At 52.2% G+C, this 20,891-nt stretch carries 22 protein-coding genes; 14 read left to right on the top strand and 8 right to left on the bottom strand.

Translation table 11 applies throughout. The annotated features are described in order from the left end of the window. Window positions 1-104: 104 nt before the first annotated feature. Complete coding sequence (locus HZS79_RS16370; RefSeq protein ID WP_179928384.1) at window positions 105-2,027, top strand: ATP-binding cassette domain-containing protein; 1,923 nt, start codon at window positions 105-107, stop codon at window positions 2,025-2,027. Between the two features lie 49 nt (window positions 2,028-2,076). On the opposite strand, the gene HZS79_RS16365 is transcribed toward HZS79_RS16370, so the two are convergent. Next, entirely contained in the window at window positions 2,077-2,529 is a 453-nt protein-coding gene (locus HZS79_RS16365; protein ID WP_162219524.1) for a universal stress protein, read from the bottom strand. A gap of 154 nt (window positions 2,530-2,683) precedes the next feature. Here HZS79_RS16365 and HZS79_RS16360 point away from each other — a divergent pair, with 154 nt between their 5' ends. Then, window positions 2,684-3,226 carry a preprotein translocase subunit YajC gene (locus HZS79_RS16360; RefSeq protein WP_162219525.1) on the top strand — a complete coding sequence of 181 codons (543 nt, stop codon included), beginning with the start codon at window positions 2,684-2,686 and terminating at the stop codon, window positions 3,224-3,226. Here HZS79_RS16360 and slyA read toward each other — a convergent pair whose 3' ends face one another. Both slyA and HZS79_RS16350 read right to left on the bottom strand, forming a co-directional pair. After that, complete coding sequence (gene slyA / locus HZS79_RS16355) at window positions 3,227-3,685, bottom strand: transcriptional regulator SlyA (RefSeq protein WP_162219526.1); 459 nt, start codon at window positions 3,683-3,685, stop codon at window positions 3,227-3,229. Between the two features lie 71 nt (window positions 3,686-3,756). Then, on the bottom strand, window positions 3,757-4,914 hold the full coding sequence (locus HZS79_RS16350) for a DUF5924 family protein (protein WP_179928383.1): 1,158 nt from the start codon (window positions 4,912-4,914) through the stop codon (window positions 3,757-3,759). A 280-nt stretch (window positions 4,915-5,194) separates the two neighbouring features. Between HZS79_RS16350 and fadB the strand changes: the two genes are divergently transcribed. Next, window positions 5,195-7,369: a fatty acid oxidation complex subunit alpha FadB gene (gene fadB / locus HZS79_RS16345; RefSeq protein WP_162219528.1), complete on the top strand. Its 2,175-nt coding sequence runs from the start codon at window positions 5,195-5,197 to the stop codon at window positions 7,367-7,369. A gap of 23 nt (window positions 7,370-7,392) precedes the next feature. Next, the gene (fadA, locus tag HZS79_RS16340; protein WP_162219529.1) at window positions 7,393-8,571 is read left to right on the top strand and encodes an acetyl-CoA C-acyltransferase FadA; all 1,179 of its coding nucleotides are present in this window, start codon (window positions 7,393-7,395) and stop codon (window positions 8,569-8,571) included. A gap of 57 nt (window positions 8,572-8,628) precedes the next feature. Here the strand turns inward: fadA and HZS79_RS16335 are convergent, their stop codons facing one another. Both HZS79_RS16335 and HZS79_RS16330 read right to left on the bottom strand, forming a co-directional pair. Beyond that, window positions 8,629-9,717, bottom strand: a complete 1,089-nt coding sequence (locus HZS79_RS16335; RefSeq protein WP_179928382.1) for a histone deacetylase family protein — start codon at window positions 9,715-9,717, stop codon at window positions 8,629-8,631. A 149-nt stretch (window positions 9,718-9,866) separates the two neighbouring features. Further along, entirely contained in the window at window positions 9,867-10,328 is a 462-nt protein-coding gene (locus HZS79_RS16330) for a flavodoxin family protein (RefSeq protein WP_162219531.1), read from the bottom strand. 72 nt (window positions 10,329-10,400) lie between these two features. Between HZS79_RS16330 and HZS79_RS16325 the strand changes: the two genes are divergently transcribed. The 10 genes from HZS79_RS16325 to HZS79_RS16280 all read left to right on the top strand — a co-directional run bounded on the left by HZS79_RS16325 (window position 10,401) and on the right by HZS79_RS16280 (window position 18,946). Further along, complete coding sequence (locus HZS79_RS16325; protein WP_162219532.1) at window positions 10,401-10,775, top strand: thiol-disulfide oxidoreductase DCC family protein; 375 nt, start codon at window positions 10,401-10,403, stop codon at window positions 10,773-10,775. Between the two features lie 29 nt (window positions 10,776-10,804). Beyond that, on the top strand, window positions 10,805-11,359 hold the full coding sequence (locus tag HZS79_RS16320; protein WP_179928381.1) for a hypothetical protein: 555 nt from the start codon (window positions 10,805-10,807) through the stop codon (window positions 11,357-11,359). Between the two features lie 113 nt (window positions 11,360-11,472). After that, on the top strand, window positions 11,473-11,814 hold the full coding sequence (locus HZS79_RS16315) for a zinc ribbon domain-containing protein YjdM (RefSeq protein WP_162219534.1): 342 nt from the start codon (window positions 11,473-11,475) through the stop codon (window positions 11,812-11,814). A gap of 325 nt (window positions 11,815-12,139) precedes the next feature. Beyond that, entirely contained in the window at window positions 12,140-12,598 is a 459-nt protein-coding gene (locus tag HZS79_RS16310) for an SUF system Fe-S cluster assembly regulator (RefSeq protein ID WP_095604621.1), read from the top strand. A 62-nt stretch (window positions 12,599-12,660) separates the two neighbouring features. After that, window positions 12,661-14,103, top strand: a complete 1,443-nt coding sequence (sufB, locus tag HZS79_RS16305; RefSeq protein WP_162219535.1) for a Fe-S cluster assembly protein SufB — start codon at window positions 12,661-12,663, stop codon at window positions 14,101-14,103. 73 nt (window positions 14,104-14,176) lie between these two features. Beyond that, complete coding sequence (gene sufC / locus HZS79_RS16300) at window positions 14,177-14,926, top strand: Fe-S cluster assembly ATPase SufC (RefSeq protein WP_162219536.1); 750 nt, start codon at window positions 14,177-14,179, stop codon at window positions 14,924-14,926. After that, on the top strand, window positions 14,923-16,263 hold the full coding sequence (gene sufD / locus HZS79_RS16295) for a Fe-S cluster assembly protein SufD (RefSeq protein ID WP_162219537.1): 1,341 nt from the start codon (window positions 14,923-14,925) through the stop codon (window positions 16,261-16,263). Before sufC ends, sufD begins: the two co-directional genes overlap by 4 nt. A gap of 30 nt (window positions 16,264-16,293) precedes the next feature. Beyond that, entirely contained in the window at window positions 16,294-17,559 is a 1,266-nt protein-coding gene (locus HZS79_RS16290) for a cysteine desulfurase (RefSeq protein ID WP_179928380.1), read from the top strand. A gap of 22 nt (window positions 17,560-17,581) precedes the next feature. Continuing rightward, window positions 17,582-18,151, top strand: coding sequence for a putative Fe-S cluster assembly protein SufT (gene sufT / locus HZS79_RS16285; protein WP_162219539.1), 570 nt, complete (start codon window positions 17,582-17,584; stop codon window positions 18,149-18,151). A gap of 18 nt (window positions 18,152-18,169) precedes the next feature. Continuing rightward, a complete protein-coding gene (locus tag HZS79_RS16280; protein ID WP_179928379.1) occupies window positions 18,170-18,946 on the top strand; it encodes a SanA/YdcF family protein in 777 nt (258 codons plus the stop codon). Window positions 18,947-18,955: 9 nt separating this feature from the next. On the opposite strand, the gene HZS79_RS16275 is transcribed toward HZS79_RS16280, so the two are convergent. From HZS79_RS16275 to HZS79_RS16265, 3 genes are all read right to left on the bottom strand, one after another. Then, on the bottom strand, window positions 18,956-19,402 hold the full coding sequence (locus HZS79_RS16275; protein ID WP_162219541.1) for a hypothetical protein: 447 nt from the start codon (window positions 19,400-19,402) through the stop codon (window positions 18,956-18,958). A gap of 88 nt (window positions 19,403-19,490) precedes the next feature. Further along, complete coding sequence (gene rimK, locus HZS79_RS16270; RefSeq protein ID WP_162219542.1) at window positions 19,491-20,399, bottom strand: 30S ribosomal protein S6--L-glutamate ligase; 909 nt, start codon at window positions 20,397-20,399, stop codon at window positions 19,491-19,493. Window positions 20,400-20,437: 38 nt separating this feature from the next. Then, window positions 20,438-20,878 (bottom strand): putative ATP-dependent zinc protease, encoded by a 441-nt coding sequence (locus HZS79_RS16265; protein WP_162219543.1) that lies wholly within the window; start codon window positions 20,876-20,878, stop codon window positions 20,438-20,440. Window positions 20,879-20,891: the final 13 nt, after the last annotated feature.

Genomic DNA, 20,891 nt, shown 5'->3' with positions numbered 1-20,891 from the left:
GATGACAAGACGGTAGCACGATGTGTCGTTTGGCTCTATAAGGGGTCTCCTTAACGCGAGCGCATGCGTTACACTGTGCGCCTTATGACGAAGGAGGACACTGCGTGACCTTGTTACGACTCGAACAGCTGCAACTCGCTTACGGCACCCAAGTACTACTTAACCGCGCCGACCTAACGGTTGAAAAAGGCGAGCGGCTGGCGCTAGTCGGGCGCAACGGCACCGGTAAATCAACGCTATTAAAACTAGTGGCTGGCGATATTCATGCCGATGATGGCTCCATTTGGCGTGCGCCGGGCTTGAAAATCGGCGTATTGTCCCAGGAGCTGCCTGAATCCTCCTCAGGCATGACGATTTTTGATATGGTCGCTCAGGGGCTGCCGGAAGCGGGGGAGCTGCTATCTGAATACCAGCACCTGATCAATGACCCCGACCCCGATATGAATCGCATGGCCAAGTTGCAAACCCGCATCGAAGCCATCGACGGCTGGTCTTTCCATCAGAGCATTGATGTCGTACTCACCCGTTTAGGGTTACCCCCTGAAGCTGAAATGAGCGCGCTTTCTGGTGGCTGGCGCCGTCGTGTTGCACTGGCGCGAGCACTAGTTTCAGAGCCTGACTTACTGCTTCTTGATGAGCCTACCAACCATCTTGATCTAGACACGATTGCTTGGTTGGAAGAGCAGCTCCTGGCCTTTAATGGCGCGGTATTACTGATTACCCACGATCGTGCCTTCTTATCTAAACTGGCCACCACGATTCTTGAATTAGACCGAGGCAAGCTTGGCCGTTATCCCGGTAACTACGCCGAGTATCAAGAGCGTAAGCAGCACGAGCTGGAAGTGGAAGCTCGTGAACATGCGCTGTTCGATAAAAAACTGGCCCAGGAAGAAATCTGGATTCGTCAAGGTGTTAAGGCGCGGCGTACCCGCAACGAAGGACGTGTGCGTGAGCTTGAGCAGATGCGTTTGGAGCGCAGCCAGCGCCGTGAGCGTCAGGGCACTGCCAACCTCAACGTCGATAGCGGTGAGCGTACCGGCAAGCGTGTCGTTGAGCTGAAAGGTGTGACACAGCGCTTTGGCAATGATGTCATTTTGCGTAATGTGAACCTTGAAGTGATGCGTGGCGATCGTATCGGATTCCTTGGCCGCAATGGTGCCGGTAAAACCACGCTGCTGAAAATCTTGCTAGGTGAGCTTGCCCCAACGGAAGGTAGTGTTCAGCTGGGTACCAATTTGAAGGTTGCTTACTTCGATCAGCTACGCGCAGGCTTGGAGCTGGAAAAAACCGTCTACGACAACGTTGCCCAAGGCAGCGACCGGGTAACCGTTGGCGGAAAAGATCGCCACGTGATGAGTTATCTTCAGGATTTCCTATTCACCCCTGACCGCGTTCGACAGCCGGTAAAAGCACTTTCCGGCGGTGAATCCAACCGTCTGTTGTTAGCCAAGCTGTTTACCCAGCCTGCCAACGTACTGGTGCTGGATGAGCCTACCAACGACTTGGACATGGAAACCCTGGAACTGCTTGAAGAGCTACTGCTGGACTTTGATGGCACCCTGCTACTGGTCTCCCACGACAGGACGTTTATGGATAACGTCGTGACCAGCATGCTGGCCTTTGAAGGCGAGGGTTGTGTGCGTGAGTACGTGGGTGGCTACACGGATTGGATTCGTCAAGGGGGAAAATTACCGCCTGCTCCATGGGAAGGGGCTGCCCGCCAGAATACTGAGCCGACCAGTGTTGCGGCTGAGAAAACGCCTGAGAAGCCGGTTGCAGAGCCCGCCAAGAAAGCCGTTAAGCTCTCTTACAAAGTGCAGCGGGAATTAGACGCCTTGCCTGCACAGATTGAGCGCCTTGAGAGTGAAATCGAAGCGTTAGAGAAAGAGATTGGTGATCCCGCGTTTTATCAGCAAGAAGCGACAACGGTTACCGCCAAACTGCAAATGTTGGAAAAAGTACAGAAAACGCTTGAAGAAGCAATGGAGCGTTGGATGGAGCTGGAAGCGATGGCTAACGGAGAGTAGTTGCGATCTCAACTGCATGAAGGCACCCCTAGGGTGCCTTCTTCACGACTTACTCGTCGCTCTCTTCGCCTTTTTTACCTACTCTAACGGCCAGAACGTCGCACTTAGCGCCGTGTAATACGCCGGTCGATGTCGAGCCAAGCAGCAGGGCAAAACCATGGCGACCATGGGAACCCACTACAATGAGATCAACGTCGTGCTCTTCTGCAAAGCGATGAATTTCAGTGTCTGGCATGCCGACCACGACATGTTGTTCAGCGGCATCTACGTGAGGAGCGGCAATTTCAGCTAGACGTTTTTTCGCGTGGTCGTCCAGTTGATCTTGGATACTGGTCAGGTCCATAGGAATGTCGCCGCCGTAAGCGAATCCTAATGGCTCCAGGGTGTGCATGATAGAAATTTTGGCACCATTATTGCGCTCAGCAATGGCTACTGCGCGCTCTAAGACCTTATGAGAGTCTTTGGTTAGATCAACAGCAACTAGGATGTGGTGATAGCTCATGGCCTATCTCCTTAGCGACAATTAGTAAAGAAAACGCTTTGTTAGATGATCTTCACTTTAGGCTTCAAGCGCAATCTTAACAACGATCTATGTCAGGCTTTTTTAAGTTGACCCTATTTGATGACCCGTGCTTACGATCAGGAGTGATGCCTAGATGGAATGGCTTATTATTGTTTTTATTCTGATGTTCGTGATTGCGCCAGTGATGTGGCTTAAACCTAGCCCTCAGCAGAAGCGCCAAATGGCATTGCGCTCAAGTGCCAGAAAGCAGGGGGTAACGATTAAGATGGAAAAACCGCCTCTGCATCATTTCCGTGGCACCATGCCCGCGTATCGCTGGCACTACCCGCAACAGGCTCCTGGGCCTGATTTTGTGTTAGTGAGAGATACCAATGCGAGCGATGCACTGGAGTTATATCATTCTGGGTGGCGCTGGCGAATCGCGCCGTTGAGGCCTTTGCCTGAAAAGGCCGGTGTTACATTGAAAGCCTTATTAGAGCGTCTTCCACAAGATGCACTGGTGATTGAATCAACGCCCTATTCGTTAACGCTATGGTGGTGGGAATCACAAAACGCCGACAGGTTTTCTACCTATGTGGCGGACTTTCAGCAGTTGAAAGGAGCGCTTGAGGGGGTGTCAGATCGCCCTGTCGCCAAACCATTTGCGGGAGGAGGCGAGGCGGCAGGGCGGAAGTGATTATACTGTTGCGGCAGGGCCTTCCTGGTCTTTCGACTGAATGGCAAGCCCATTAGATTCGATTAGCGCTAACCACTTATCGAGCTGCTCTAAGTCACCTTCACTTAGCCCAACGAGCATCTCTTTCCGAGCGGCTTGAACAACGTTGTCAATTTGCTCAAGCAGTGGCATAGCTGCCGGTGTTAGGAAGATACGCTTGCTCCGGCGGTCGTTATCACAGGCGCGTCGTTCAACTAACCCTTGTGCTTCGAGCTGCCCAAGTGTTCGCACCAATGACGGGGCTTCTACGCCAATTGCCCTAGCAAGTTCACACTGAGGGTTCCCCTCGCCCAGCTTCCACAGATGGTAAAGCGTTACCCAGCGCGTTTGCGTTAATCCTAATGGGGCAAGCCTACGGTCGATAATAGAACGCCATAAATGGGGCAGGCGTGCGATGCGAAAACCAATTGATGAAGCCATAAGTGCTAGCTACCGAAAAGTGTGAGTAGACGAATTGTCATAAGCCGCGCTGCTGAATGCAAGACGTTCTGTTATTCCACCGTTGATGCATCGTTTTCCAAGCTGCTTCCGCCCGGAACAAAACGGCGTAAGTTAAGGGCGCTCAAGCCGCTAGGCTGAATGCGGCTATCAGCAACGGTTGCCTCGTCAATATCGTCTGAAACGGTAAACCTGATTAGCCCGAGACGTTGCCCGCCATCGGTCATAATATCAATTCGCCATTCACCCGCTGGGTCATCAGGAAAATTCTGCTTATGACTCCACGCACGGTAACCTTGTTCCCGACCGCCGTTTATCGCCAATTCAATCATATCGATACTGTCACCGTTATGGTGCCAGACATGATAGATCGTTTCGCTTAAACCACGTGGTGCGCGTATCGCGGTGTAGACGTATAACCCGTTGCTAAGCAATGTATCTGGGGTAAGAGCAATAGAGCCTTGTGGTTCTCGGTTCTGGATGTTGAGAGCTGGTGATAGCGCGCTACTCGTCATCCACAAACTCGCAGGAGGAACCCAGATACGTCCTATCCATGCGGCATATGCCAGCAGTAACGTCAGTGCGAAAAAACCCAGCCAGCGCGCCAACGAGCGCTTTTTAACGTGTTGCCAAAAACTGGGCAGTGCCACTAGCGCCATTAATACCAGTGCCAGCAGTAAACTTTGACGCGTAGTGAGGTGCAGCATGATCGGTAGGATCACTAACAGCACTAAAAAGACGCATTGAGCGTGAAAAATAAAATAGAGACTCCGCCAGCGTCCAGCAAGCTTGTAGTAGAGCGGGTCAATAATCGATAGCGCAGCCATTCCGAGCACGACGATGGCAAACAGTATTTGTCCGCTGTTCCACACAGTGGTAATCAAAATGAACGGCAGTGTAAAGAATAGGGTTTCCTGGTGAATCATCTGGGCGATAAACGAGGTAACGCCCTTGGGAAGAGTGGGGTAGTCATGGCGCGATAGCCAGCGGCTAATGACACTCTCAAACAATAGCAGTAGCCAGGCAACTACTAGCCCAAGTGCCAACGCAGCACCTAGCCATTGCTGACGGTCGACCAGAAAAAAACTACCCAGCCCGGCAGCGAATGCCAGGGGTGGCCAGAGCCAGCTCCAAGGCTTAAAGCGCTCTACAGTGCGTTCGATTCGTGCTTGCAGGGCCGTGATACGAGCGACAGTAAGCAAATTACCCATGATGGTGTTGGCTCATAAATGGAAACAGCATGATCGTTGGGTTTATCGGTAAAGTCGATGTGTAACCTACTATGCCTTTAAAAAACGCAAGAAATGTGGGAACTGTGACTCTGTTGTAAGTTCAATCTTGTAAGTTCGTTCAAGAGATAAACGCATTAGCCAAAAGTCAGGGCTTGACGTTCTGCTATATCTCAACCAAGCTTAAGCAATCAAACGACCGTATGAAATGCGTGGCGGCCCCGCTGTAGGGTGCCTGCCCGAACTTGTGGAGAGAGCGCGGATGATCTATCAAGGCAATGCCATCACGGTGGAGCGTCGTGACACCCAAGGTGGCAATGACATCGCTAAGCTCACTTTCGACCTGAAAGATGAGTCTGTTAATAAGCTGTCCAGCGCCGTAGTGGCAGAGCTGGGCGAGGCCGTAAAAGCGCTTCAATCTGAAAGCGGCCTGCAGGGATTGGTAATTAGCAGTGGCAAAGATGCGTTTATCGTCGGTGCTGATATCACCGAATTTCATAGCCTTTTCGATAAAGGCGAAGAGTACTTAGTCGAAATGAACCTCAAGGTTCATGACATCTTCAACGCGATTGAAGATCTGCCTTTCCCCACGGTGACGGCTATTAACGGGTTAGCCTTGGGCGGCGGTTGTGAAGTACTGCTAACCACTGATTTTCGTGTAATGAGTGAAAAGGCCAAAATTGGCTTACCAGAAACCAAGCTGGGCATTCTGCCAGGTTGGGGCGGTTGTGTCCGTTTACCTCGCTTGATTGGTGCGGATAATGCGATCGAGTGGATTGCCGGTGGCACTGAAAATCGTGCTAATGCAGCACTTAAAGTCGGCGCAGTCGATGCGGTTGTAAGCCACGAGCTTCTTGAAGAAGCTGCGCTGGATATGTTAGACCGCGCCAATGCCGGTGAGCTTGATTACCAGGCACGCCGTGAAGAGAAGAAAGCGCCGCTTAACCTCAACGCCATTGAGCAAATGATGGCGTTTGAAACCGCTAAAGGGTTTGTCGCTGGCAAGGCCGGCCCTCACTACCCAGCGCCGGTAGAGTCGATCAAAGTGATCCAGAAAGGCGCTGGCGAGACGCGTGCCCGTGCCCAGACGATTGAAGCAAAAGCATTTGCCAAGCTCGCACTCAGCAGCGTTGCCTTTAACTTGGTTGGCCTGTTCCTTAACGACCAAGTCGTGAAGAAAAAAGGCAGCAAATACGAGAAGCAGTCGCAGCCAGTTAAGCAGACCGCTGTGCTGGGTGCAGGCATTATGGGGGGGGGGATCGCCTACCAGAGCGCCAGCAAAGGCACGCCCATTGTAATGAAAGATATCAATGAGGAAGCCATTGAGCTGGGCCTGAAAGAAGCGCGTAAGCTGTTCTCCAAGCAAGTAGAGCGTAAAAAGCTGACGACCGAGCAGATGGCCGAAAAGCTGACCAACATTCGCCCCACGCTCTCTTACGGTGACTTCGACAACGTCGACCTAGTGGTCGAGGCGGTGGTTGAAAATCCCAAGGTCAAAGACGCCGTGCTGACAGAAGTGGAAGGCATGGTGAGTGAAAACACCATCCTCACCTCTAACACCTCGACGATTTCTATTAATCGCTTGGCTAAGAATCTTAAGCGTCCTGAAAACTTCTGCGGTATGCACTTTTTCAACCCTGTGCACCGTATGCCGCTGGTGGAAGTTATTCGTGGCGAGAAGACCTCAGATGCGGCGGTGGCCGCAACAGTTGCCTACGCACGTGCGATGGGCAAAACCCCGATCGTTGTGAACGACTGCCCCGGCTTCCTGGTTAACCGCGTATTGTTCCCTTACTTTGGCGGCTTTAGCTTCCTGGTTGAGCAGGGCGCTGATTTCCAACGCGTTGACAAAGTGATGGAAAAGTTTGGCTGGCCTATGGGCCCTGCCTATCTGCTGGACGTAGTCGGTCTTGATACTGCGGTACACGCTAACGAAGTGATGGCAGAAGGTTTCCCTGATCGTATGGCGCGTGACGGTAAAACCGCTATCCAGGTGATGTATGACAACAAGCGCCTGGGCCAGAAGAACGATAAGGGCTTCTACGCTTACGAAGAAGATAAGAAAGGCAAACCTAAGAAAGTTACCGACGAGCAAGCCTACGCGCTGGTGAAAGACGTCGTCAAAGAGCAGAAAGAGTTTTCCGACGAAGATATTATTGCTCGCATGATGGTACCGCTTTGCCTGGAAACGGTTCGTTGCCTTGAAGATGGCATCGTGGAGACCCCCGCTGAGGCCGATATGGCGCTGATCTACGGCATTGGTTTCCCTCCCTTCCGCGGTGGCGCACTGCGCTACATTGACGCGATGGGCGTCGCCGAGTTCGTAAAGCTAGCCGAAAACCTTGCGGATGAGTTAGGCCCGCTTTACGCGCCCACTGAGAAACTGCGTCAGATGGCTCAAAATAACGAGCAGTTTTATTCTGGCTCTCAGGCCTAACCACCACGTATAGGAGATAGAAGATGAGTTTGAACCCAAGAGATATCGTGGTGGTAGACGGTGTACGTACCGCCATGGCGAAAGCTAAAAATGGCGCGTTTCGTAATGTGCGCGCTGAGAATTTGTCGGCAGCTGTCATGCAGGCGCTGTTTGATCGTAACGCTAATCTAGACCCATCCGAAGTGGATGATGTGATCTGGGGTTGTGTTAACCAGACCCTTGAGCAGTCCATGAACATTGCCCGTAACGCGGCGATTATGACCGGCATTCCCCGCTCAGTGCCTGCGCAAACCGTTAACCGTTTGTGTGGCTCTTCAATGACGGCACTGCATATTGCGGCGGCCAACATTAAAGCGGGTATGGGTGACTTTTATGTGATCGGTGGGGTAGAGCACATGGAGCACGTACCCATGGCTCATGGTGTAGACGTTAACCCTGCTGCGAGCAAGTACGCCGCGAAAGCCGCCATGATGATGGGTCTTACCGCTGAACTGCTGGGCAAAATGCACGGTATTTCCCGTGAAGATCAGGATAAGTTTGGCGTGCGCTCCCACCAGCGCGCTCAGGCAGCCATGGAGAAAGGCTACTTCGATAACGAGATCATTGGTGTGGAAGGCCATGATCAGCGCGGCTTTAAAATTCTGTTCAAGAACGATGAAGTGATTCGCCCAGAGGCGAGCCTTGAGTCCATGGCCAGCCTTAAGCCGGTGTTTGACCCTCGCAGCGGTACCGTTACCGCGGGCACTTCATCAGCACTATCGGTAGGTGCGTCCGCCATGGCAATCATGAGCTATGAGCGTGCACAAGCGTTGGGCCTTGAGCCAATCGCCAAAGTGCTGTCTACCGGTGTGGCAGGTTGTGATGCCTCTATTATGGGTTACGGCCCGGTGCCTGCGTCTAAAAAAGCACTGAAAGCCGCAGGATTGTCCGCCGCAGATATTCAAACCGTTGAGCTTAACGAAGCGTTCGCAGCCCAGGGGCTGCCTGTCCTGAAGGACCTGGGTTTCCTGGATGCTATGGATGAAAAAGTAAACCTCAATGGTGGCGCTATCGCACTCGGCCATCCGCTGGGTTGTTCGGGGTCACGTATTTGCACGACGCTGCTTAACGTCATGCAGCAGCGTGACACCACCCTTGGCCTTGCCACGATGTGTATCGGCATGGGGCAAGGGGTAGCAACCGTGTTTGAACGACTCAAATAAACACAGCGCTTACCAATAAAACGGCACCCACGCGGTGCCGTTTTTTATGGCAGTGCTCTAGCTGGTTTGAAACGCACTGCGATGAAAGTCAGCCGCTGTTTGGACTTCTGCGATACCGCAGGTATCAGGCACTGGAACGCTATTTCCCGCGAGTACCGAAAGCACCGCTCGGGTACCGTTGGCTAGCGATTCCAGGTTATAGCCTCCCTCTAAAACGAACACTAAGCGCCCCTCGCAGTGTTGCTCGGCTAACTGTTGTAAGAAACCCGTCAGGGCGCCAAAGCCCTCATAAGAAACGTTGAGCGCTAAATCGTGCCAGTGTGGATCAAAACCCGCTGAGACTAGAATAATATCCGGCTTAAACCATTGGGCAGCTGGTGCCAAAATGTCACGAAACGCCTTGAGATACGCCTCATCGCCAGCCCCAGCAGGCAGCGGTACATTGATGGTGGTGCCTTCTCCCAAACCAGCGCCGACCTCTTCGAGATGGCCTGAGCCAGGGTAGAAGGGGGCTGCGCGGTGTATGTCAAAAAACATCACATCGGGGTCGGCCCAAAAGATATCCTGTGTGCCGTTACCGTGATGGGCATCCCAATCAATAATCAGTACTCTTTCACAGCCTAGGGCACTGCGCGCATGGGCGGCAGCTACCGCAACATTGTTGAATAAGCAAAACCCTCGGGCGCGAACGGGTTCTGCATGGTGGCCAGGCGGTCTAATGAGCGCAAACGCACTTTGGGTGCGTTTATCCATAACGGCTTCTACGGCGGCAATCGCCGTGCCTGCGGCGACTTCTGCCGCGTCAATGCTACCTGGTGATACCGCTGTAGTATCCACATCCAGCCATGCGTTTTTTCCGCGCAGGCTAAAGATATCGCTGAGATAAGAGGTGGTGTGAACGCGGGCTAGCTGATCGTGGGTTGCTGCCTTGCCTCCTTCAATCCGAAGGCCATCAATCGGCGCTTTCTCAAGCAGTTGTTGAATAGCTTGTAAGCGACCGGGATGCTCGGGGTATTTCCACGGAATAGGTAGCCCTGCCAACAGGTGTCGAATGCGTTTATCAATTCGCTCGGGTAAAAAATCTGCGTCGATATTAGGCTCGTGGTCAAGTACGCGATCGTCATAAAAAGCGATGACTTTATGCATAATGGCTACCTGAAATACATGCGTTGAGTTATAGCAAGGGCGACGGGCGTCGTGGGCAGATGCCTCTATGAAAACCGGCGCGACAAGTTTCTTTACAGTAAGGCAGGCTTAACAGCGTTATACAATGTGATTTTTCGCGACTACTCACATCAGATGATACCTGCTTCCAGGCTAGCGGCCATCGACAGCCCTAACTCCTCGCATTGCCCAATGAACCCTGTTTGGAAATCCCCCTTACAGATAAGTGGGTCTTGCACCAATCTCCAACGTAACCCCTTGGTAATACTCTCAATCGCTCGCCGGGTGCCGGTTCCATCGTGGCCAGCTCGGATATAAAAAGCAAACGGCAGACCCTCGTTTTTATCCAGGCATGGGTAATAGCACCGGTCGAAGACATCCTTCATCAAGCCTGCCATGTATCCTAAATTTTCCGTTGTACCTAAAATGATGGCATCGGCGGCGTTAATGTCGTCGGGGTGTGTTTCAAGCGGGGTGAGAGAGGACACTGCCACATTTTCTATGTCGGGATGAGAAGCGCCCTTGATAACGGCCTCGAACATTGTTTGGGTATTTTTAGAAGGCGCGTGTGCAATGATGAGTAGACGTTTCATGGTAAAGCCTGCTGAGTTGCGTCGCATAGCGGAAGTGCCACACTATTAAGTACAGCCTTAACGAGAGCCTATATGTCTGATAACAGCCCGATCAACGTTTTTTACGATGCAGTTTGCCCTGGCTGTCGCAAGGATCGTCGCCGTTTTGAGCGTTGGGCTGGCAAGCGTGGTCATGCCATTGTGTGGTGTGATGTTACTGAGCATCAACAGCTATTACGAGACAAAGGGGTAGCGCCAGAAGCGGCTCTGCGCTCGCTGCATATCGAAAAGTCCGATGGTCAAATCATCGAAGGAATAGATGCCTACCGCCTGCTAATGTCGCATATACCTATTTTCCGACCGCTAGCGTGGTTAATAGGCTTACCGGGCATCAAAGGCGCGTTACGCTGGTATTATGATCGTTGGGTAAAACAACGCCTTAAGCGGGAAGGGCGTTGGTCTGAATAGGGCTGGGCATTTAAAGAAGGAATTTAAAGATGAAGCAACAAGCCAAGCTTGCTGTGTTAATTGGGTCATGCACATTGATAATGGTGATCGCAGGCTGCGCAGGTCAATCAATATCACCTGACACCTCGAGTTCTGCTGCTGATACCTCGGCTCCCCAGGTGTCATTAGGTGCACAAACTAGCCATATTGATGGTGAGTTCGTCACGGATTGGGTGCCTCCACTGTTAACTAGCCCTGAAGAGAAAGCAGCTTACTACGTGAGTCGCCTGGCAGACAGGCGTTTTGTATCCCGCTATGGTGACAGGGATAATCCGCGCACGTGGTACATTGCGGCTGAGCGGCTAGGCGAAATTGGCTTACCTGCGGTGCCTTTACTGTTTACACGTTTAAATACAACCGATGACTATGAATTGATGTTAGCCCTCTATGCGCTTCAGCTGGCTACTCAAGATCCGCTTCTAATGGTGAGAACTCGGGGTGACTATGTACAGCTACCCGCCGTGCTAGACCCAGCGGCGAATGCTGAAAATGTACGCATCGCGCGTCAGTGGTGGCAGCAACATTCTGCACAGTTCGCTGAGTAGTAATGCTGTATCGATAGCACCTTGACGTATCCAACTGGAGTATTGTGCTCAAGCCGTGTAGGCTCCACCGCTTTCTAAGCCCTGTGTATTAGTCTGATGCGTTGGAGCCTGTTATGAGTGATCTACCCAATTGTCCTGCCTGTGCCTCTGAATTTACCTACGATGATGGTATCCAGTATGTCTGCCCGGAATGCGGCAACGAATGGTCAAAAGTAGCAGAAGAGGGCGCTGAAGAGGCTGGCTCTGGTATTCGTGATGCTAACGGTAATAGGCTGGCCGACGGCGACAGCGTAACCGTCATCAAAGACCTCAAAGTCAAAGGCAGTTCATTGGTGGTTAAAGTAGGCACCAAAGTTAAAAATATCCGTTTAGTGGATGGTGATCACGATATTGATTGTAAGATCGACGGTATTGGTCCCATGAAACTGAAATCTGAATTTGTCAAAAAAGCATAGTCGCCCAAAGACATAGCACCTCAAAACATAGCAACTCAAAACATAGCAACTCAAAACATAGCAACTCAAAACATAGCACCTACCACAATGTGCTGCTCCCACCCTTAAAGCCTGCGAGACTTCGCGGGCTTTTTTCGTTTAGGGCGTTGATAGTTATTTTAAATGATAATGATTGTTGTTTTTGATGCTATCAGAGTCGAACGTGCTGTTATTTTGCACAAATTGATAACGATTTTGCTCTAGGGCTTCACATCAAATTTATACAGGACTAAAATGGTACCCAATTAACGGGTAAGCCAAACGTAAACGGCGAATGGGAGTCAATATGCTCAAGCTTTCTCGGCTGACAGACTATGCCGCTGTAGTGATGGCACAGATTGCTCGCCATCCCCAGGCGTCACATGCGGCGGCTGATTTGGCTGAAGCGGTGCAGCTACCTCATCCTACTGTCAGTAAGACCTTGAAGATGCTGGTGAAGGCTGGGCTTCTAGTGTCTCAGCGTGGTGTGCAAGGTGGCTATCGCTTAGCGAGGCCCGCCTCGCATATTACCGCTGCCGATATCATTGCGGCCATCGAAGGGCCTGTTGCAATGACTGAATGCAGTCAAGCAGAAGGTGAGTGTGATTTAGCGGCTACTTGCGGTGTCGCGGACAACTGGCAGCGCGTATCGCTGGCGATTCGGACGCTACTTGAAAGCGTGACGCTGGCCCATCTGGCCGACACGACCCCCATTAAATTACCCGTACAGTTACCGATTCAAAGCATCAGTCTGGCGTCAGCTTAGGCAATGCTATCCCTATTGACGGCGAGCTAACCTCGCCACCCAACTGCCCGGAGGGTATCACCATGGCAAGCGAAGAAATGGAACAGTTGGTTCGTCGCGAATATAAAGATGGTTTTGTAACCGATATTGAAAGCGACACCCTGCCACCTGGCCTGGATGAAAACACCATTGCCTTTATTTCTAACAAGAAAGGCGAGCCGGAGTGGATGCTGGAGTGGCGTCTAGATGCGTATCGTCAGTGGTTGAAAATGAAAGAGCCATCCTGGGCGCATCTTGATTATCCTCCAATTGATTATCAATCCATCTCTTATTTCAGCGCACCCAAACGCCCGGAAGACCGTCCGCAAAGTTTGGATGAAGTAGACCCCAAACTGTTGGAAACCTACGAGAAACTAGGTATTCCCCTGCACGAGCGTGCGGCGCTTGCAGGCGTGGCGGTCGATGCCGTATTTGACTCAGTATCGGTGACGACCACTTTTAAAAAGGAGCTGGGCGAAGCAGGCGTTATTTTCTGCTCGATTTCTGAAGCAATCCGCGATTACCCCGAACTCATCAAGCAGTATTTAGGTACCGTCGTTCCCGTTGCTGACAACTATTTCGCTGCGCTGAACTCGGCGGTATTCACTGATGGTTCATTTGTATTTGTTCCTGAGGGCGTGACTTGCCCAATGGAGCTTTCGACCTATTTCCGTATTAACGCGGCTAACACAGGTCAGTTCGAGCGTACCCTGATTATCTGTGAGAGCCGTGCTCAGGTGTCTTATTTGGAAGGTTGTACGGCGCCAATGCGTGATGAAAATCAGCTTCACGCAGCAGTCGTAGAGCTCGTTGCCCTGGACGACGCCTACATTAAGTACTCCACCGTTCAGAACTGGTATCCCGGTGATGAAAACGGTAAAGGCGGCATTTACAACTTCGTTACCAAGCGTGGCGACTGTCGTGGTGATCGTTCACGCATTAGCTGGACTCAAGTAGAAACCGGCTCAGCGATTACCTGGAAATACCCGTCCTGTGTTCTGCGTGGTAAAGACAGCATCGGGGAATTCTACTCCGTGGCCGTTACCAACGGCCGTCAGCAGGCCGATACCGGTACCAAAATGATCCACATTGGTGAAGGTACTCGTTCCTATATTGTTGCCAAAGGCATTTCAGCAGGTAAGAGCGATCAATCCTACCGAGGGTTGGTAAAAATTGGCCCCCGTGCTAAAGGGGCGCGTAATTTCACCCAGTGTGACTCGTTGCTCATTGGCGATAAGTGCGGTGCGCATACGTTCCCCTACCAAGAAATTGGTAACAGCACCGCCACGATTGAGCATGAAGCCACTACGTCGAAGATCGGCGAAGACCAGCTGTTCTACTGCCAAAGTCGCGGAATTTCTGAGGAAGATGCGGTCAGCATGATCGTTAACGGCTTCTGTAAAGACGTTTTCCAAGAGCTGCCGATGGAGTTCGCGGTAGAAGCCGAAGCGCTTCTGAGCGTGACGTTGGAAGGGGCGGTAGGCTAATAGCTCCGACACTTTACAATTTACTTTATCGGCGTCGCGCCAGCGATTCGCAAGCATTTAAAAGGTTATCACTATGTTGCAAGTTAACGATTTACACGTCACCGTCGACGGCAAAGAAATTTTGAAAGGCTTAACACTCACCATCCACGCAGGTGAAGTGCATGCCATCATGGGCCCCAACGGCGCTGGTAAATCTACCTTATCGGCTGTTATCGCCGGTAAAGATGGTTACGAGGTAACCCAAGGCAGCGTTACCTTTGAAGGCCAGGATGTTCTTGAAATGGAAATTGAAGAGCGCGCCCAAGCAGGCCTGCTACTTGGCTTCCAGTATCCGGTGGAAATCCCAGGGGTCAAAAATATCTACTTGCTGAAGGCCGCCCTTAATGCCCAGCGTGTAGCGCGCGGTGAAGCGGAAATGCCCGCTCCTGAGTTTATGAAGCTGGTAAAAGAGAAGTTGGGCTTTATGAAGATGGATGCCAGCTTCCTGCAGCGTGCTGTCAATGAAGGCTTTTCTGGCGGTGAGAAAAAGCGTAACGAAATTCTTCAGATGCTGGTGCTTCAGCCGAAGCTTGCCATGCTCGATGAAATTGACTCCGGCCTTGATATTGATGCCATGAAAGTGGTTGCCGATGGCGTTAATAGCCTTCGCGCTGAAGATCGCGCCATTTTACTAGTCACTCACTATCAGCGCCTGCTGGACTACATCGTGCCGGATAAGGTGCACGTTTTAGTTGATGGCCGCATTGTGAAGAGCGGCGACGCTGAGCTTGCTAAAGAGCTGGAAGCCAACGGCTACGAAGGTATTGAGGAGTCTGCGGCATGAGCGATACGCAAACGTTTTTGGACACGCTAACAGCGCGTAGCCAACAGCGCGGCGCGGAACCCACCTGGATTGCGGCTCGCCGCCAAGCGGGAGCTGCACGCTTTGAAGCTATGGGGTTTCCTACTCGCCGCGATGAAGAGTGGAAATACACCGACGTACGCACGATTGCCCAGGGCAACTTTGCGCTAGCTGAAAATGCAGACTTTTCTCAGGCGCAAGCGGCCGCGCTTACGCTGCCGCTGGATGCGTATCGGCTAACGTTTGTAGATGGTGTTTTCTCTGCAGCACTCTCGGACTTAGAGGCACTGCCAAGTAGTGTTCAGGTAATGCCGCTCTCTAAGGCGCTAGTTGATAACCACGAAGCTGTGGGTGGGCCTCTGGGGCGTTTAACGGGGGTGGATTTCTCTCCGTTCGCAGCGCTGAACACCGCGTTTATGGAAGAGGGTGCTGTGGTGCGTATTGCACCAGGCACCGTGGTAGAAAAACCCATCCTACTGCAGTTTTTGTCCCGTGCAGGAACACCCGTGATGTGCCATCCGCGCATCTTGGTAGAAGCAGCAGGGCGTAGTGAAGCGACGTTGATTGAGCACTATATCGGTGAAGCCGATGCGGCCAACTTTACCAACGTGGTTGCCGAGCTGATGCTTGATCGCGGTACGATTCTGAATCACTACAAGTTGCAAGAAGCCCCCTTGGGCGATCTACATGTCGCTAGTATTCATGTGGAGCAGAGCCGAGATAGCCGTTATAGCTCCTATAACTTGAATCTGGGTGGTGCGCTGGTGCGCAACGATCTTATTAGTGACCTGAATGGCCAAGGTGCGGAAACCAACTTCTATGGCTTGTTCTTCGGCCAGGGTCGCCAACATGTGGATAACCACACCAAGGTTAATCACAATGCGCCGCTCACGTTCTCGAATGAGAACTACAAAGGCATTTTGGATGACCGCGCCCATGGCGTCTTTAACGGTAAAGTGTACGTTAAGCGCGATAGCCAGAAGATCGAAGGTTTCCAAAGTAACCAGAACTTATTGCTTTCTGATCGCGCGCATATCGATGCCAAGCCTGAGCTTGAAATTTATGCTGATGACGTGAAGTGCTCCCATGGCACTACCACGGGGCAGCTGGATGAAGATGCGATTTATGCGTTACGTACCCGCGGTATCGATAAAGCGACCGCACGAGGCCTGCTAACACTGGCATTTGCGGGCGAAGTACTTGAACAGGTAGCGCTTGATGTGATTGCCGAGCGGGTAGAGTTGGCGGTGGCGGGCAGGTTGCCGGAACGCTTCAACCTGGCTGGGTTGGTAGAAACGGCGGCTGCGCTCAACGATTAACGCACTCAACGACTAATCAAGGAGTCATCGATGCCCCATAGCGTGATTGAGAAACCCACCGTGCTCGCACCCGCGACGTATAACGTCGAGGCGCTGCGCGACGATTTCCCGGTATTAAAACGGGAAGTTCACGGGAAGCCGTTGGTGTATTTAGACAATGCCGCCACCAGTCAGACGCCCCAGCAGGTGATTGACGTGTTCAGCGACTACTATTCGCGCTACAACGCCAATATTCATCGGGGCCTGCATACGTTGTCTGATGAGGCGACAGCGGCATTTGAAGCCACGCGACACCGTGTTAAGGCGTTTCTCAATGCAGACGATGCGCGTCAAATTATCTTTACGCGGGGCACGACGGAAGCGATTAATCTGGTGGCTCAAAGCTGGGGCCGCCAACAGCTCACTGCTGGCGATGAAGTGCTGATTTCAATGTTGGAGCACCACTCTAATATTGTGCCCTGGCAACTGTTGGCGGCTGAAATTGGTTTTACTATCAAAGTCATTCCCGTTGACACCAATGGGGCGTTAGACTTGGCGGCGTACCGCGCGCTGCTCAGTGAGCGCACTAAGCTGGTGGCGGTGAACCATGTGTCGAATGCGCTGGGTACCATTAACCCAGTAAAAGAGATGGCAACACTTGCCCATCAGTACGGTGCGCTTATTCTGGTGGACGGTGCTCAGGCTGCGCCTCATCAGACGGTCGATGTGCACGATATCGATGCTGATTTTTATGCCTTTTCAGGGCATAAGGTTTATGGCCCTACTGGCGTGGGTGTGCTTTATGGCAAAAAAGCCTTGTTAGAGGCGATGCCGCCTTGGCAGGGCGGTGGTGAGATGATCAAAACGGTCTCCTTTGACGCCGGATCCACCTTTGCGGATATTCCGCATAAATTTGAAGCAGGCACTCCCGCGATCGCAGAAGTGATTGCCCTTGGCCGCGCCTTAGAGTGGATGGATAGTGTGGGTGTCGATGCCATTGGCGCATGGGAAGCTGTCTTGCTGACGCATGCAACGGAAGAGGTGAGCCGAATTGATGGCTTACGCATTCTTGGTACTGCGCCTAATAAGGCAGGTGTGCTGTCCTTTGTGGTTGAAGGGGCGCATTCTCAAGATATTGGCTTGCTGATTGACCAGCTAGGTGTGGCTATTCGTACCGGCCACCACTGTGCGCAGCCGCTGCTACACCATTTTGGTGTCGATGCTACCTGCCGTGCATCTTTTGCCGCCTACAACACCTTGGAAGAGGTGGATATCTTTGTCGCCGCGCTTAATCGTGTGATTGGTATGGTACGTTAAAGGCCGTCATTTAAGGACAGTTATGGATATCGAGCAAGTGGCCAGCCTTGAACGAGGCCAAAAATTGCCGCTTCAACGTGATGTCGACGCCATTGCGATCCCGTTTGGCAAAACGGAAACGTTGGTAGAAGACAGCATCGTTAGCGTTATGCAAGCCAAAGGTAGTTCGGTGAGCGTCGGCTTTGAAGGGCGATTGTTCTTGATTGAGGGACGGCATCTGGACGCGTTAGGTCTTGAGCCCCTGCCGCGCCCAACGCTTCCGGAAAATGCCAACGATGAAGAAATAGAGCAGTTCGTGTGGGATCAGTTGCGCACCTGTTTTGATCCGGAAATACCGGTCAATATTGTTGACCTTGGGCTGGTCTATGGCTGCCGGATTGAGCGTTTGATCAGTGGTGAGCGCATGGTTACTATCCGCATGACGCTTACTGCGCCTGGCTGCGGAATGGGCGATGTGATTGCTGCCGATGCGCGTAATAAAATTTTAGGGGCGCCACAGATTAATAAGGTGCACACTGAGATTGTCTTCAGCCCACCCTGGAGTCGTGACATGATGAGCGACGAGGCCAAGCTAGAGCTCGGCATGTTCTAACCCTTGCTGGGGAGCTGGATGCACAGCTTGTTATTACGTTACGCAAAACGGTTTTTAATGTCGCTAGGGGCCATGCTGCTGCTGGCGACATTACTGTTTATAGTTGGCAATTTTTGGGTGCTCGCCAGCACCGCTCGCTACATTGACGATAACATTAACGAGTGTCGCCCGACTGATGTAGCCATTGTGTTTGGTACTTCCAATTGGACGCGTAGCGGCTTTCGCAACCCCTATTTCCACTCCCGTATGCGAACGTCTGCTCAGTTGATTTCCGATCAGCGAGTGAGTCATCTGCTTATCTCTGGTGATAATCGTACTCAATCATACAATGAACCCCGCGCCATGTGGCGCGACCTCAATCGACGCGGCGTGCCTGCTGACCAGCTGACCATGGATTTTGCTGGATTTAGCACCTATGACACGCTCGTGCGTGCTCGGGATGTCTTTCAATTGGATAATGCGCTGCTGGTGACGCAAAGCTGGCATCTTCCTCGTGCCGTCTTTATTGGGCGTGCACTGGGAATGGACGTTACGGGCTGCGTTGCTGAAGATGAGCCAGCAACGGGAGAGTGGCGTTTAAAAATGCGCGAGTGGGCAGCCCGGGTAGCGACACTGGGCGATCTTTTTTTATGGGGAAGAGAGCCGTATTTTTTGGGGCCCGCTGAGCCTATTGAGTTGAAAAGCGCAGAACCAGCGTTTGACGAAGCTGCCAACTCACCCATGAAAAGCGTTGAGTTGAATCGCCATGCGGCAGTGAGATTGGCGCCGCCACCGAGGCAGGTGACGGACCATTAAGAAGCTAGCCTAGCGGTGTATTTTGCGTTTTTGCAGGCTGTATAGTTCGCGAATCAGCTTACGGCATCCTTGCATGCACTCATCTACCACGGGCTCGATAGGGTCTGGCAGTGGGTGAGTAAACAGCGTCGACAGTGCCTGCATCAGTACACGCTCTTGTTCCAACAGCTCATTGATTAATACTTGGCTATCATTGCCCACAAAACTTTTCAAGCGGCTCCATAGCCATAAAAAGTCATCGCGTTCGACGTCTGCCTCCCGTGGGAGCATTTTTAAATGGGCACGAGCGAGCTCCTGAAGCTTACGCATCTGTTCTAACCGCTTCGTATAGTGCGGTTTAAGTGCATCACGCAGGCTGGGGCGCAGGCGTTCGATATTATCCTGGAAATAATCAATGCTGTCGGCCAGCGCTTCCAGCACGCTGTCCATCGCCACTTGGCGATTGTCGAGAAACATGAGCGTCTACCTCCTTCGGTGACGCAGATTGTGGGGGTGGCAGCGCTGATTTGCCACCCCTAATGCGGATTATTTTTGCCTGTACCCCTTAACCTTTAGGCTTGGGGGGCGCTTTCCGTGCAGGTACAGCGTTCTTTTCAATGTGCTCAATGATCATACCTGCAATATCTTTACCGGTGGCATTCTCAATACCCTGTAACCCAGGGGATGAGTTGACCTCCATAATGACCGGCCCATGATTGGAACGAAGTAGATCGACACCGGCTACTCGGAGCCCCATGGCTTTTGCGGCGCGGATAGCAGTAGAGCGCTCTTCCGGTGTGATGCGGATGACGCTGGCAGTGCCGCCACGGTGTAGGTTGGAGCGGAACTCGCCTTCGGCTGCCTGGCGCTTCATTGATGCGACCACTTTATCGCCGATCACCAAGCAGCGAATATCGGCACCACGAGCCTCTTTGATGTACTCCTGAACCATGATGTTGGTTTTCATGCCCATAAAGGCTTGAATAACCGACTCAGCTGCCTGGTTAGTTTCGGCGAGCACAACACCAATACCCTGAGTGCCTTCCAGCAGCTTGATGACTAACGGTGCGCCTTTGACCATGGTAATAAGATCAGGGATGTCGTCGGGGGAGTGAGCGAAGCCCGTGATGGGCAAGCCCAGCCCTTTCCGAGATAAGAGCTGTAACGAGCGCAGCTTATCCCGCGAGCGGGTGATGGCAACAGAGTCATTAATGACGTAAGTGCCCATCATTTCAAATTGACGCAGAACGGCACAGCCATAAAACGTAACGGATGCGCCAATGCGGGGGATGACGGCATCAAAGGGCTCAATTTCTGCCCCCTTGTAATGAATCGATGGGTGGTGGGAGGCGATGCTCATATAGCAGCGCAGCGTGTCGACCACGCGAGCGGTGTGCCCACGCTGCTCGGCGGCCTCAATAAGGCGGCGAGTAGAGTATAGATTGCGATTACGCGAAAGCAGGGCAATATGCATGCAGGGCTCCGGGCCAAAAAGAAGGCTAATAAGTTAGTTTAAGGCTCGCCGTGCAAAAATGCAGCCCCAGGCGCTACAAGCAAACGTCGCATAGCGCGACGCCCAAGCAGCATGGGGTGGCGCATATTGCTACGGTCAGTCAGGGTTAATTCAACCGGAAAATTCAATTCACCCAACTGCATCGGGGTGCGAATAACATAGCGCCACTCACTATGCCCATTAGAACTGGTAATACGCCGCCTGTCGTGTAAATGAAGTTGGTAACGGTGAGCAGGCGTCTGAGGGCCACCACTATGCGTAACAAAGCTAACCCATAGCTGACCCTCGGCATCTTCATGGGTTTCGATCTCTTCGGCATGCAGCGCAGACGTGCGAGCGCCGGTGTCAGCTTTGCAGCACAGGTGAAGCCCTAATTCAGGTAACGTCACCATTTCACGGCGGCCGATGACTGCTTTGGCCTGATAGGGTAATTCCTTCACGGCAAACTCCTTG

Source organism: Vreelandella zhaodongensis, from assembly GCF_013415115.1.
GTDB lineage: Bacteria > Pseudomonadota > Gammaproteobacteria > Pseudomonadales > Halomonadaceae > Vreelandella > Vreelandella zhaodongensis.
Note: the sequence above shows the minus strand (reverse complement) of the source record. Positions and strands in the feature narration are given on the sequence as shown.